A 13957-nucleotide genomic window follows, 5' to 3' on the forward strand; every position below is an offset into this window, starting at 1 on the left:
TGTCACGTCACATCACGGATGGTGAACTGCCCGATGCGTACCTCCACCGCCAACCGGGATGCCGTACCGGGTACGGAAACGGCTCAGTTCCTCGTGGAAGCCGGGGAAGGTCTTGCCGACGCAGTCCGGGTCGTCGAGGGTGAGAGCGCCGCGCACCCTCAGGCCGAGCACGGAGAACGCCATGGCGATCCGGTGGTCCCGGTGGCAGGCGATCCGTGCCGCGACCGGCCGGCCGGGATGGACGGTGAGCCGGTCCGGCCCCTCCTCCGTGTCCACTCCGCAGGCACGCAGGTTCCGGGCGACAGCGGCGACGCGGTCGGACTCCTTCAGCCGGGCGTGTCCGACACCGTGGATGGTGATGGGGGCGTCGGCCAGAGGCGCGATCGCCGCCAGCGTCATGAAGGTGTCCGATATCTCGCCCATGTCGACGGCGAACCCACCCCGGACGTGCCCGGTGCCGGTGACCGTCGTCGCCTCCCCGGTGGTCTCCACCCGGGCACCGGCCCTGCGCAGCACCTCGACGAACCGGAGGTCGCCCTGCAGGCTTTCCCTGCCCAGGCCGGGCACCGTGACCGTACGGCCGGCGATCACGGCCGCCGCGAAGAAGTAGGAGGCGGAGGAGGCGTCCGGCTCGATCGCGAGGCGCGAGGCGGCGTACCCGCCGGGCCGGGCCTCGATCGTCCCCGGCGAGGTCTCCTCGGCGTCCGCGCCGAAGTGCCTCATCAGCGCGAGGGTCATGTCGGCGTACGGGCGGCTGACCAGGCTGCGGGTGCGGATGGTCAGAGGTGCGCGGGCGAGGGGCGCCGCCATCAGAAGGCCGCTCAGGAACTGGCTGCTCAAGGAGCCGTCCAGATCCACCTCGCCGCCGTGGAGGCCCGCCGCGTCCATCTGCAGGGGCAGAGCGGCCCCCGGCGCCGTTCGCACCGTGGCGCCGAGGCTTGTGAGGGCGTCCGCCAGGGGGCGCAGCGGGCGTGCACGCAACTGCGCGGTGCCGTCGAGGAGGAACCGGCCCTCCCCCGCTGCGCAGAAGGGCAGCAGGAACCGGGCCGCCGTCCCGGCGTCGGCGCACCAGACCCGGGCTCGTCCGGCGGGAGCGCCTCCCAAGCCGGTGATCTCCCAGTACTCGTCCCGCGGCCCGGCGGTCACACGGGCACCGAGGTCCACCAGCGCCTCGCGGAAGGCGAGGGTGTCCTCGCTGACCAGCGGGCGCAGCAGCCTGGTGGTGCCGGCGGCCGCGGCGGCCAGCAGAGCGGCCCGGTTGGTGATGCTCTTCGACCCGGGGATCTCGGGGACGAACGCCACGGGGAGCGCGGCGGTGTCCGTGCGGCCTGCCCCGGGCCGGCCGGCGCTCATGAGCGGTTCCTCCGCGCGGCGAGGGCCTGACTGGAGCGGACTGCCGCCACAACGTGCTCAGGAGTGAGGCCGAACCTCTCGTACAGGGCTTTGGGAGGCGCCGACGCCCCGAACTCCTCGACGCTCACCGCCACCCCCGAGTCGCCGAGCAGCCGGTGCCAGCCGAGAGCGTTGCCTGCTTCCACGGAGACCCGGACCGCTGTGTCCGGTGGAAGGACGGCGTCGCGGTACTCACGGTCCTGCTCCGCGAACCACTCCAGGCAGGGAAGTGACACCACGCGCGTCGTGACGCCCTCGTCCTCGAGGAGCCGCCGGGCCTCCAGGGCGATGTGGACCTCACTGCCGGTGGCGAGCAGGACCGCCTCGGGGTTCCCCTTCGAGGCCTCGGCCAGGACGTATCCGCCGCGAGCCACGCCCTCGGCGGAGGCGAGGCCGCTTCCCGGCGAACGGTCGAGCACCGGGACGTTCTGCCGGGTCAGGCACAGCCCGGCCGGCCGGTCGGTCCGCTCCAGGACGGAGCGCCACGCGACGACGGTCTCCCCGGCGTCTGCGGGGCGGACCACGTCGAGGCCCGGGATGCCGCGCAGCGACCACAGGTGCTCCACGGGCTGGTGGGTCGGACCGTCCTCCCCCAGGCCGATCGAGTCGTGCGTCCAGACGTAGACGACCGGCAGCCTCATCATGGCGGCGAGCCGGACGGCCGGGCGCATGTAGTCGGAGAAGACCAGGAATGTCCCTCCGTAGGGCCGTGTGCCGCCGTGCAGCGCCATGCCGTTGAGGATCGCCCCCATGGCGTGCTCGCGGATGCCGAAGTGGAGCGTTCTGCCGTACTCGTGGCCGGGGAAGACGTCGGTCTGGAACTCGCGGGGCACGAAGGACGGCTCGCCCTTCATCGTGGTGTTGTTGGAGCCGGCCAGGTCGGCCGAGCCGCCCCAGAGTTCCGGCAGCACGGGGGCAAGCGCGTTCAGCACCTCACCGGACGCCGCGCGGGTGGCGACGCTCCTGCCCGCCTCGAACTCCGGAAGCTCCTCGTGCCAGCCGGGCGGCAGACCACGGGACGACAGCCTGTCCCACAGCTCGGCCCGGTCAGGGTTGGCGGCACGCCAGTCCTCGAACCGCTTGTTCCACAGGGCGTGTGCCTCACGGCCCCGTTCGGCCACTTCGCGGGTGTGCTCCAGGACGTCGTCGGGGACTTCGAAGGTCCTGTCCGGATCCATCCCCATGATCCTCTTGGTGGCGGCCGCCTCGGCAGCTCCCAGCGCGGAGCCGTGGACGCCCCCGGTGTTCCGCTTGTTCGGAGCGGGCCACCCTATGACGGTGCGCAGCGACACGATGGAGGGCCGGCCGGTCTCGTCCCGGGCGGCGCTCAGAGCGGTGTACAGCGTCTGTACGTCTTCCCGGTAGCCGCCGCCGGCCGTCCAGTCCACCTGCTGGACGTGCCAGCCGTACGCCCGGTACCGCTCCAGCACGCTCTCGGACTGGGCGATCCGGGTGTCGCCCTCGATGGAGATCCGGTTGTCGTCGTAGAGCACGACGAGGCTTCCGAGCCTCTGGTGTCCGGCGAGTGAGCACGCCTCGTGGCCGATGCCCTCCTCCAGATCACCGTCGGAGGCGAGGACCCAGATGGTGTGGTCGAACGGGGACCGGCCGACGGGGGCGTCCGGGTCGAAGAGGCCGCGTTCGCGGCGGGCCGCCATCGCCATGCCCACCGCGTTGGCCAGCCCCTGGCCGAGAGGCCCGGTCGTGGTCTCCACGCCCGGGGTGTGTCCGTACTCGGGGTGGGCCGGGGTGAGGCTTCCCTCGGTCCGCAGAGCCCTGATGTCATCGAGCCCGAGACCGTACCCGGACAGGTAGAGCTGGGTGTAGAGGGTCAGACTGGAATGACCGCAGGACAGCACGAAGCGGTCGCGCCCCGCCCACCGCGGATCACCGGGATCGTGTCTCAGCAGCCGCTGGAAGAGCAGGTAGGCCGCCGGAGCCAGGCTCATGGCGGTCCCCGGGTGCCCGTGTCCCGCCGTCTCCACGGCGTCCAGCGCCAGGCCTCGCACCGTGTCGACTGCGCGCCGGTCGAGATCGGTCCACCGAAGCGTCTCACACATGTCGGGCGACCTCCCGGCCGTCCACCCGTACGGGACGCCCACCGCTCTCGGCGGAGTGGGGGCCGGTCAGCGGGGACCTGCCCGTCCGGGGCCCGTGCGACGCGCGCTGTGTGCGTCCGCGGCCGTTACCGCCCAGTACCTCCGCCATGAGGGAACCGACGATGCGCACCCCGTCCTCGGTGAGAACCGACTCGGCGTGGAACTGCATCGAGGCGAAGTGGGGGCCGCGCAGCGCGTGTACCTCGCCGGTCTCGGCGTCACGGCTCACCTCCACCGTCCCCACCCCGCCGCACTCGACTTCGTCCCCGGCGCTGCGCGCGGCGAACGTGTTGTAGAAGCCGACCCTCTCCCTGGCTCCGAACAGGTCGATCTCCCGCTGCGCACCCTGGTTCGGCACCTCTCTGCGGACCAGGTCGAACCCGAGCCGCATGCTGAGCACCTGGTGGCTGAGGCAGACCGCGAGGAACGGACGCCGCTCCTCCAGTAACGTGTCGATCGCCGACCGCAGGTGTGCGATCTTGGGGTGACTCGTCTCCCTCGGATCGCCCGGGCCCGGCCCCATGACGACGAGGTCCTGTCCATCCAGGGTGTACGGCTCGTCGAAACGGCGGATGGTCACCGACAGCCCCATGGAACGGAGTTGGTGGCCGATCATCGCGGTGAAGGTGTCCTCGGCGTCTACGACCAGCACCCGGCGACCCGCCAGTTCCGGATCCGGCCGGTTCCGTACCGTGCTCTCGGCCAGCCAGAAGCCGGCCAGGGTGGCGTTGCGCCGCTCCAGCGAGGCCCGGACGTCCGGGTGGTCCTCGAACCGCGCGGGAGGAGTCGTGTCGTGGGCGAGTGAGCGGGATCCGGGGGCGGGAGCGGCCGCCTGCAGCGCCGCGAGCAGTCCGGCCGCCTTGGCCCTGGTCTCGGCGACCTCGGAGACGGGGTCGGAGTGGCGCACGAGCGTGGCGCCCACCCCGATGGTCATCCGCCCTCCGTCACCGATGTCGGCGGTACGGATCAGGATGGAGGAGTCCAGGGCGGGCTCGCCGTGCTCGTCGCGGCCGATGAGGGCGGCCACTCCGCTGTAGTAACCGCGGCCCCGGGGCTCGTACCGGCTGATGACCCGGCAGGCACTCTCCAGCGGACTGCCGGTGACGGTGGGAGCGAACATCGACTCGCGCAGGATCTCGCGCGGATCCTGCGCGCTGCGGCCCTCGATGAAGTACTCGGTGTGAGCGAGTCTGGCCATCTCCTTGAGGCGGGGGCCCACCACCCGGCCACCCGAGTCGCAGATCCGGGCCATCATCTTGAGTTCCTCGTCGACGACCATGTAGAGCTCGTCGGACTCCTTGCGGTCTGTCAGGAAGGCCAGGACCTCCGGCAGCGTGGGGCCGGACGACGGGTAGCGGTAGGTGCCGCTGATGGGGTTCATGACGGCGGTGCCACCCGAGAGGCTGACGTGCCGCTCAGGGGTGGCGCCGACGAAGGTCCGGGATCCCGTGTGGATCACGAAGGTCCAGTAGGCACCCGACTCCTTCCGCACGAGCCTGCGGAAGAACGAGAGCGCGCTGTGCGGTGTGTAGTCGGCGATGTCGGCCACGAACGAGCGCTTGATGACGAAGTTGGCGCCCTCGCCCGTGCCTATCTCATCGGCGATCACCCTGCGGACCACGTCCGCGTAGGTCTCGTCGTCGACGTCGAAGTCGCCGTCGGCCAGGTCGATCGGCACGTCCGGGAGCCGCCGCAGTGCCTCGGCGACCGGCAGCCGGCCCTGGCCGGTGACGGTCATCGCGATCAGCGGCTCGTCGTCGTCGGCACAGGCGAAACCGCGTTCGGTGATCTGCCGGTAGGGGACGAGCGTCAGCACCTCATGGCGGGGGCCGCCGGTGCGCGGTCGTTCTCCGGACACCGGGAGGTCCGCCAGCGTCTTGGGAGTCGTGATGTCTCCGACCAGGACGTCCAACTCCTCCGGGCCCGTCGCCTCCGGACGGTACAGCAGGGCGAAGGCGGGAGGCTGTGAGCTCAGTATCCGCTCGAGCAGCTCCGCGGCGGCCGGCTCCGGCCTCTCGGTCCCGCTCATATGCCGGCCCTGCTCAGGTCTGTCCCGGTCGCGGCGCCGACCGCTCCCAGGTCGCCGAGGATACCGTCCGTGGTGATGACCACGGCGCAGCGCTGCGCCGCGTACTCGACGGCCAGCCGGTGGTACTCGGCGGAGAAGTCCGCGACGGCGTCGGCGACCAGGAACGTCTGGATGTCGTTGCTGAACGCCTCGATCGCGGTCATCAGCACACCGACGTGGGCGTAAACGCCACAGACGACGAGCTGGTCGCGGCCGTGCTCACGCATCCGCTCCAGCAGGCTGGAGCGGAAGAAGGCACTGTAACGCCACTTGGTGAACGTCCAGTCACCCGGTTTTGGGGCCAGGGGCCCGGCGACCCGGCGTTCCTCCGGGGACCTCCGCATCCCCGGGCCCCAGAAGTCCTTGAGCAGGCCGCGCTGCTCGTCCGTCATGCCGCCGGGCTGCGCCGTGTAGGCCACGGGCATCCTCAGCGCGGTGCCGCGTTCGCGGAGGAGGGCGGCGTTGCGCACGAGCGGGTCGCGCAGGGAGGCGGGCAGCGGATGCAGGAAGTACTGCTGCATGTCGTGCATGAGCAGCACCGCGCGGTCCGGGTCAACGGTCCACCGGGCGGTGTTGGCGGGCAGGTCGCCCGCCGTCGGCATCGGGTACGGCTCGATGGGGGGTATGCCCGCCATGACCTTCCTCTCCTCGGGCTGAACAGCTGTGGTAATGGGCCGCCCGGGCGGCCGGGGTCGTCGCGCCCGAGGCATGCGCCGAAGCGCGGCCTCGGGTGGAGTGGCGGAGGTGCCCGTTCCGCCTCCGGGGGACGGGCACCCGGCCAGGGCACGGCCCGTCGGGCGACGGTCCTGCCCGGCAGGGTTCCGGGTCCGGTCCGTGCCCTTTGCGGGACGGGGCGGAAAGGCGGGAACGCCTCACATCACCGCGGACGGCTGCGTCCTCATGGGCCGGGCGGCTTGCGCCGACGCGGCCCGGCCGGCCGCCCACCAGGCGGAGACCACGGAGAGCGCCTGCTCCGGGTTGAGCCGGGGATCGCAGAAGCTCTTGTACCTGGTTCCGGCCCGGTGAGCCTGGGACTCGTCCCGGACGCACTCGGTCACGTCGTCGGGCGTCGTCTCCAGGTGGAGTCCTCCCGCGATGCCGCCGGCCCCGCCGACCGCCTGCTGGAACTCCCTCACCTCCTGGACGACCGTGGGCAGGAAACGGGTCTTGAACCCGTCGGGGGTGCTGACGGTGTTTCCGTGCATGGGGTCGGTGAGCCAGATCACCGGGTGCCCGGCGGAGCGGACGGCCTCGACGAGTGCGGGCAGCTTCTCGGCCACCGTCCCGGCACCCATCCGGGCGATGAGGGTGAGTCTGCCCCGCTCACGCTCGGGGTCGAGCCGCTCGCACAGGGTGAGCAGCTCGCCGGTCGTCATACGCGGGCCGACTTTGCAGGCCACCGGGTTGAGGACCTGGGAGAGCAGAGCGACATGGGGTCCGTCGACCTGGCGGGTACGTTCGCCGATCCAGGGCCAGTGCGTGGAGGCGAGCAGCAGTCGCCCCTGCTCGTCCCGGCGCAGCATGGGCACCTCGTAGTCGAGCAGCAGCGCCTCGTGGCTCGTCCAGACCGGGGCTCCGACGCGGGCCCGTCCGCCCTGGTCCTGCCATCCCAGGTAGCCCATGACGTCGTAAGCGGTCCGGTAACCCGTGAGGAGGCGCCCGGGGTCGGGACGCCTGAGCTCGGGATCGGGCTCCGGGCTGTTGACCATGTGACCGCGGTACACGGGCAGCTCGACACCTCCGACCGACTCGGTCGGATTGGAACGGGGTTTGGCGAACTGCCCGGCCATACGGCCCACCCGCAGAACCGGTTTACGCGTGTCCATCTGCAGGGTGCCGGCGAGCATGTCCAGCAGGCCCGCTTTGCGCGCGATGTAGTCAGGGGTGCATTCCGCCGGGTCCTCCGCGCAGTCCCCCGCCTGCACCACGTGGGCCTCTCCCGCGGCGACCAGGGCCAGCAGCGACTTCAGGGTGGCCACGTCCCCGGCGTTGACGAGGGCCGGACGGGCCGCCAGTTCCTTCCGTGCGAGCAGAACCCGTGAGGTGTCTTCCCAGGGAGGCTGCTGCAGCGCCTGTTCGTATCGGATATCGAGCAGAGCGTCTTCCACTGGTTCCCCAATCGTGAGTGGGTGACGGGTTCAGCCGCCCCGGGCTGAGAGTGCGGGCGTCCTGCCGAGCGCACCGGCGCGAGACCGAGCACCCCGCTCACCGTTTCGGTGAGGACCGGGCCGGAGACGAGGGCCCGGGGATGCTTCAGGGCGAGAACCGGCCCGGAGCGTGACGGGCCCATGACCGCATCGGTGTCGATGCACTGGGGTTCTCCTCGTTCATGCCGGTCGAGCATCGGGAAACGCGAGGGCCGAGGCCGTGAAACGGGGGCGGACTTGCTTCCTGGACCGGAGGCCTCCCGCTCCGCCGGAGGATCCTCGCGGTGGTTCACAGCATGTTGTGTGGTGGGGAGGCCGACCAACACCCACCGCCGCACTCCGTCACTTGCCTGATAGTTCGTCAGGTGGTGGAAAGTCCGTCAGGTCGTGTGGAGCGCGACGCACTCCCGCCTGCGTGCCCGGCGTTCCCGGCAGGGCACGGGGCGGACCCGGCGGGGTTTCCCGGCCCGGTCGGAGCGCTTCCGGGGCAAGCTCCGCACAGTCGTGCGCTCCACCGCCCCGGGGACGAACGACGTCAATGGGGATGACGGGCCAGCACGATGGCTGCGTGGGCGGCCGAGGCCAGCGTGACGTGGCGATGCCACCCGTCGAAGGAACGACCCGTGAAGTCCCTGAGGCCCACCCGGTCCGCGATGTCGTTGAAGTCCTGTTCCGTTCTGCCGGCGAGTCTGCTCAACCTCACCAGGGAAGCCGGAGGCATGGTCGCCATGTTGGTCAGCCACAGTTCGGCGGGCCAGCGCCCGCCGTCCTCGCCGATCCCCATCAGCAGCAGTTCCTCTGTGTCCGGAGCCCCGCCCGCCGTACCCGCGCGGGTGCCGGGAGGGTGGGGCAGGCGGACGCGGACGACGGCGGCCAGGGTCGTCCGCCCACCGTTTTCCCTGCCCGCGGCCGGGCGCCGCAGGTTTCTGGCCAGTCCCATGATGAGGCGCGCGGCAAGGGAACCGGTTCCGCAGCCCTGGAGGGCCGGGTCCGTCACGTTGAGGCGGAGATCCCCGCCGATCCTCGCCAGGAGCGGCACCCTGTCGGTGTTGAGTCTCACGAAGGCCTCCGCCGTGTGCATCCCGCCCACGTCGAGCACCACCGGCCGGACGGGCAGCCCCCACCTCGTGCTCTCCAGGCACGCCTCGGCGACGCACTCACTCAGGGTCTCCACCCCCATCCCGTCCGGGATCGACACCCGGCTCCTCCGGAGGTCGTCCTTGAGCCAGGCCCCCGGCAAGTGGAGGCGCCAGTTGACCGGAGAGCTCATCCTCTCCGAGGCGGCCCAGACACCGATGGCGCGCTGTGCGTTCAGCACCTGTCCCAGGGTGGGGAAGAAACATCTCTCCACGCCCACCGAGTGGCGGCCGGCCTTGGGTATGATCATCGGCTGCACGACCCAGGCCTGCGGACGGGACACGTCGACCAAGTGGTCCGCGAGGGCCCTGCGGATCGGAACCCAGTCCCATGTGGAGTTGCAGATGAAGTGGTGGAGGTTCTGCTCCGAGGTCTGGTCGCCGAAGAGCGCCGCGATGTTGCGGATCGACTTGCGCCCCGGGGTCTCCAGCAGCCCGCGCAGATACAGCATGCCCTTTCTGTGCTGATCACTGCGGGGTAACGAGGCGAACAGCACCGAGCAGAGGTCGGCGAATGCCCCGCTGTGGGGATCGAACCGCGTCGATGTCCGTGTGCTCCGGACCGTTTCCGCGAGACGCGTGTCGGCATCTGCTGCCGTGACCATGGTCTTCTCCCTCTTCCCTGATACGGAGTCGGATCACGTCCGGCCTGGCCGCAGGCGGTCCCGTCGGCCCGTCCTGGGCACCCACTTCCTCCGGACCTGGAAACCGGTCGTCCGGTCTGTTTCACTCTCGGGTGACGGCCTGCACCGGCGCTGGACCCGCGCCCCGCCGGGACGCCCGGCCGAGAGCAACGGAGAGCCGCCGGAATGAGGGAGACCCGGCGGCACCCTTCCCCGTCCGGGCCGAACACCCCGGCAAGCCGTCCCGGCGGCCGGAGCCGCAGCGGTTCCGGCCGCCACCTCGACTACGGAGGCGGGGCCCCTGATCTGCGGTTGGGCGAACGGCCTCCGGACAGGCCCCACGGCGGCCGCTGCGGACAGCGCTCCGGGAGATGGCGGCGAGGCTGCACTGGACGGCTCCTGTTCCGGCACGCGCGTGCCAGCAGCGGTGTCTGCGGACCCGCTCCCAGAGAATAGGGAGCGGACGAACCGGAGCATTGGCCAGAGCTAAGAGAGTGTCACGTTACCGGATGGTAGTATTTTTTGATGTGGTTCATGTCACTCCATCGTTCCGCTCCGCTGCCGTGCCGCGCGTTTCCAGGATGGCGACGAGGTGGGCGACGGACGCCAGCGTGATGTGGCGGTGCCAGCCCGGGAACGACCGCCCGGCGAAGTCCCGCACCCCCACGTCTTCGGCAACCGCGGCGAAGTCCCGCGCGACGACGCCGGGCAGCCGGGCAAGCCGCAGGGCGGCGACGGTAGTGACATTGGTGAGCCACACGCGGTGGCACTGGTGGCCTGCCGGATCCCACTCGCCCAGCAACAGCATCCTGTCACTTCGGGCGGGCGAGACCGCCACGGGTATTGCCGATGCCAGTGCCGGGCCGTCGCCCGGGTCCACCCGCTGCCGGAGACGCGGCAGGGAGTCGGTGAGTTCCCTCACCGTGCGCTCCCATCCCCCGTACCTGGGCAACTTGAACCGGTCCAGCCTCAACCGGACGTCCGAACCCGCGCGGACGAGGAAGGGGACCCCCGCAAGTGAGAGGAAACGCGCGACCGACACCGCGTCCACGTCATCCATGTCCACGACGACCGGTCCGCGAGGTGTGCCGCTGGAGCCCAGGAGCTCGGTCACCACCAGGCGGACGCATTCCTCGGTGGTTCCGGCCGCGGCTTCGCGGGGGATGTTCGCGCGCTGCCGCAGCGGGTCCGCCATCCACCGATCGGACAGACGCAGCTGCCAGTGGACGGGCACCGCCGACCGTCCGGACGCCAGCCAGGCCCCCACCGCGCGCTGGCCCCTGAACGCCTGTCCGGCGGGGGCCGGCTGCTCGTCGACCCCCACGGAATGATCACCGGCCTTGGGGATCAGCAGAGGGAGGATCGCCCAGGCGTCCGGTTCCAGTTTCCGGCACGTGTACCGGGCCAGGGCGTGCCGTACGGGTACCCAGTCCCATGGAGACGTGCTGATGAAGTGATGGACGTTCTGGCGCGGAGCCGCTCCGTCGAACTGCGCCGCGATGCTGCGGAGCGTCTTGCGTCCCTGCACCGACAGCAGACCGAGGACGTATCTGTGCGCGTTGGCCCGCTGTCCGCTGCGCGGGAGCGAGCCGAAGAGCGAATCGCGTAACTCGGCGTCCAGGGCGGACCTGCCGCCCGGTCTCCCGGGTACGTCCGTATGTCGCCGAGGTTCCCGCATTCCGACCTCCCCCTGAGCCGGCGCCCCGCCAGGTGGTGTGAGACACCACGCTGCACGGGAAGCAGCGGCTTCGCGTTCCGGAAATAGGACAACCGTCCTGTTTTCTTTATACAGGCTCCCCCGGCGTACCGCGGTCCTCGTTCCACCACGGAGGAACCGCATGTCCTGTTCCGGCACCCGGTGCGCGCTCCACATGGATCCGGAAGGCACGGCCGGGACCCCGCCCACCGGGGGCTGTCGCGGCGGCGGCGCGTTCCTGTCCTACCCGGACCTCAGGAAAGGCGCACGTCACCGGAGGGAGACGGAGAAACCGCGGACTCCCGCGTCCGAAGCAGGGACTCGGCGCGGTGCGGTGACATGTCCAGCTTCGCCAGGACGCCGGGTACGGCGATGCTCGGGAGGAGGACCCCGAGGAAGCAGGACACCTCCTCGGACAGGGTGCGATCCGGCAGCGTCTCGGTGACCAGCTGTATCCCGGTCCACGCTCCGACGGTCAGTCGCGCGATCTCGGGCGGGTCGGCATGCACGAGCAGCTCCCCCCGTTCCCGGGCCTCGGTGAGCAGCCCCCCGCTCACATCGATCCAGTCGGGCCACCGGGTCCCGAAGAGGGCACGGGCCCGGATGTCGACGGAAAGCCGCAGAGAAGCGCTGAGTATCGGCTCCTTGGGCAGGCGGTGGGCGAGGAGCAGCGCCAGGTCCACCCACTCCTGCAACTTGAACGCCTGCGGGGACAGCCCCTCCATCGTCACCGCCTCGTCCAGCACTCCGCGCGCCAGATGCTCCTTGGAAGTGAAGTGGAAGTACAGGCCGCCCCGGGTGATCCGAGCACGCTCGATGACACCGCCGATGGTCGTGGCGTCGTACCCGAACTCGTTGAACAGCTCAGCCGCGGCCTCCAGGATGTTCCTGCGGGTGTAAGCCGCGCGTTCCTGCCGTGCCATCCGTGCCTCCCGCTTCCCGCTTCCCGCTTCCCGCTTCCCGTGCTGTCAGGAGTCGAACATCCTCCCACCTTGACTCAAAACAGACCGTCCGTCCGGCATTTTAACCGTATGATTCGCGGGAGTGTGCAGACCAGCCACGCCAAGGGGGGACCTTGTCCGACGCTATCCTCACGCCGGAACCGTCCACGGTGTCACCCGCTCTGCTCCGCGCCTACACCCATCTGGAACACGGCGACTCCGTGCTTGTCACAGACTGGGAACGCACCGGCCCCCACGACTTCTCGCTGAGGATCGACTGGCCGGCCGTCCAGGAGGACCTGGCGTATGATCCTCGCGTACTGGCACAGACCATCAGACAGAGCGGCTTAATCGTCGCGCACGCCGAGTACGATGTGCCGCGCACCCACCACACGGTGTTGAGCGCCCTGACCATCACGATCGACCCGGACTTCCGCGTCCCCCGCGGGCGGCCCTCCTCACTGGAGGTCCGAACCACCGTGCGGGAGGCCCTGAAGGGCCGGAGGACCACCGGATCCCTGCTCATGGACTTCCGCATCCTCCGGGATGATGTCGAAGTCGTCCGGTCAAAGGCCGACTTCAGCTGCGTCTCACCCGCGGCCTACCGGCGCCTGCGCGGTCCCCGGCACACCGTCGACTGGGGAGGGTGGCCTGTGCCGCCTCCCGTGGCTCCGGAACTCGTCGGCCGCCACTCGTCCACCGATGTGGCGCTCGCCCATGGGGACCGGCCGCATCGCTGGATACTCCGCAACAACACTGACAACCACCTGCTCTTCGACCATCCCGTGGACCATGTACCGGGGTTGGCGCTGCTGGAGGCGGCGGACCAGGCCGTCCACGCGTTCCTGGCTCCGGAAGGCCTCACCGTCACCGGCATCGACGCCGCCTACGAACGGTACGTCGAGTTCGCCCGGCCCTGCTGGATCGAAGCCGAGTCCCTGCCTTCCCCCGGGCCCGGCCGGAAGGCCGTCCGGATCGTCGGCCGACAGGACGGGAAACCGGCCGTCCGGATTGTTTTCACCGGACCGGGACCCCGACGGGATCCCGGTCGGGAGGGAAGGCGCCTCACTGGTTGACGAAGCCGCCGTCCACCGGCAGCACCGTACCCGTCAGGAACGGGCACCGGTCGCTGAGCAGCCAGGCCGCGGCCGCGGCGATCTCCTCCGGCTCCGCGACCCGCCCCTGGGGGGTCATCGAGTTGACCATGTCCTCGAGGCCGGGGTTCCGCGCGAACCAGTCGGCCGTGATCTCGCTGCGTGTGGTACCGGGTGCTACGGCGTTGACACGGATACCCTGCTTGGCGTACTCGTCGGCGGCGGCCCTGGTGAGGCCGACGACCGCGTGCTTGGAGGCGATGTACGTGGCGGCGGCCGGGATGGCCACCAACCCGCCCACGCTGCTGTTGTTGACGATGGCGCCCCCGCCGTGCTCCAGCATCGCCGCTATCTGGTGGCGCAGGCAGTTGAAGACGCCCCGGACGTTGGTGTCCATGACGGTGTCGTAGGCGTCCTCAGGCATCAGGTGCAGGGGTGTGCGGTCCCCGCCCACACCCGCGTTGTTGAAGGCCGCGTCGAGACGTCCGAACTCGGACAGCGTGAATGCCACGGCCTCTGCGGCCTCTGCGGCGAGGGAGACGTCACCCACCGTGTAGGCCGCCCGGGCGCCTCCCTCCCGCAGTTCGTCCGCCATGGCGGCCAGCCGGTCCCTCCGGCGGGCCATGAGAACCACCGCGGCGCCTTCCCGGGCGAACACCCGTGCCGCCGCCGCGCCTATACCGCTGCTCGCGCCCGTGACGAGGGCTACCTTGCCGGAGAGGAGACCACCAGTCATGGGAGAAGTGTGACAGGTCCGTCAC

The 13957-nt window shown here is 70.6% G+C and carries 10 protein-coding genes; 1 reads left to right on the plus strand and 9 read right to left on the minus strand.

Annotated elements, in window-relative coordinates:
- Window positions 1-12 precede the first annotated feature (12 nt).
- The 8 genes from aroA to IQ279_RS21065 all read right to left on the minus strand — a co-directional run bounded on the left by aroA (window position 13) and on the right by IQ279_RS21065 (window position 12084).
- On the minus strand, window positions 13-1353 hold the full coding sequence (aroA, locus tag IQ279_RS21030; RefSeq protein WP_206350472.1) for a 3-phosphoshikimate 1-carboxyvinyltransferase: 1341 nt from the start codon (window positions 1351-1353) through the stop codon (window positions 13-15).
- Window positions 1350-3452 carry a transketolase gene (gene tkt, locus IQ279_RS21035; protein WP_206350474.1) on the minus strand — a complete coding sequence of 701 codons (2103 nt, stop codon included), beginning with the start codon at window positions 3450-3452 and terminating at the stop codon, window positions 1350-1352. Before tkt ends, aroA begins: the two co-directional genes overlap by 4 nt.
- Complete coding sequence (locus tag IQ279_RS21040) at window positions 3445-5520, minus strand: anthranilate synthase family protein (protein ID WP_206350476.1); 2076 nt, start codon at window positions 5518-5520, stop codon at window positions 3445-3447. The genes tkt and IQ279_RS21040 overlap by 8 nt, the downstream gene beginning before the upstream one ends.
- Window positions 5517-6194, minus strand: coding sequence for an isochorismatase family protein (locus IQ279_RS21045; RefSeq protein ID WP_206350478.1), 678 nt, complete (start codon window positions 6192-6194; stop codon window positions 5517-5519). Before IQ279_RS21045 ends, IQ279_RS21040 begins: the two co-directional genes overlap by 4 nt.
- A gap of 237 nt (window positions 6195-6431) precedes the next feature.
- Window positions 6432-7667 carry a 3-deoxy-7-phosphoheptulonate synthase gene (locus IQ279_RS21050; protein WP_206350480.1) on the minus strand — a complete coding sequence of 412 codons (1236 nt, stop codon included), beginning with the start codon at window positions 7665-7667 and terminating at the stop codon, window positions 6432-6434.
- Between the two features lie 574 nt (window positions 7668-8241).
- On the minus strand, window positions 8242-9447 hold the full coding sequence (locus IQ279_RS21055) for an IS701 family transposase (RefSeq protein ID WP_206350482.1): 1206 nt from the start codon (window positions 9445-9447) through the stop codon (window positions 8242-8244).
- A 550-nt stretch (window positions 9448-9997) separates the two neighbouring features.
- Complete coding sequence (locus IQ279_RS21060) at window positions 9998-11143, minus strand: IS701 family transposase (RefSeq protein WP_206350484.1); 1146 nt, start codon at window positions 11141-11143, stop codon at window positions 9998-10000.
- 272 nt (window positions 11144-11415) lie between these two features.
- Window positions 11416-12084: a ScbR family autoregulator-binding transcription factor gene (locus IQ279_RS21065; protein WP_206350486.1), complete on the minus strand. Its 669-nt coding sequence runs from the start codon at window positions 12082-12084 to the stop codon at window positions 11416-11418.
- Between the two features lie 152 nt (window positions 12085-12236).
- Between IQ279_RS21065 and IQ279_RS21070 the strand changes: the two genes are divergently transcribed.
- The gene (locus IQ279_RS21070; RefSeq protein ID WP_241028490.1) at window positions 12237-13178 is read left to right on the plus strand and encodes a ScbA/BarX family gamma-butyrolactone biosynthesis protein; all 942 of its coding nucleotides are present in this window, start codon (window positions 12237-12239) and stop codon (window positions 13176-13178) included.
- Here the strand turns inward: IQ279_RS21070 and IQ279_RS21075 are convergent.
- Complete coding sequence (locus IQ279_RS21075; RefSeq protein ID WP_206350487.1) at window positions 13168-13932, minus strand: glucose 1-dehydrogenase; 765 nt, start codon at window positions 13930-13932, stop codon at window positions 13168-13170. The genes IQ279_RS21070 and IQ279_RS21075 overlap by 11 nt on opposite strands.
- Window positions 13933-13957 lie beyond the last annotated feature (25 nt).

It is taken from the genome of Streptomyces verrucosisporus (genome assembly GCF_017114865.1).
GTDB classification, from domain to species: domain Bacteria; phylum Actinomycetota; class Actinomycetes; order Streptomycetales; family Streptomycetaceae; genus Streptomyces; species Streptomyces fenghuangensis.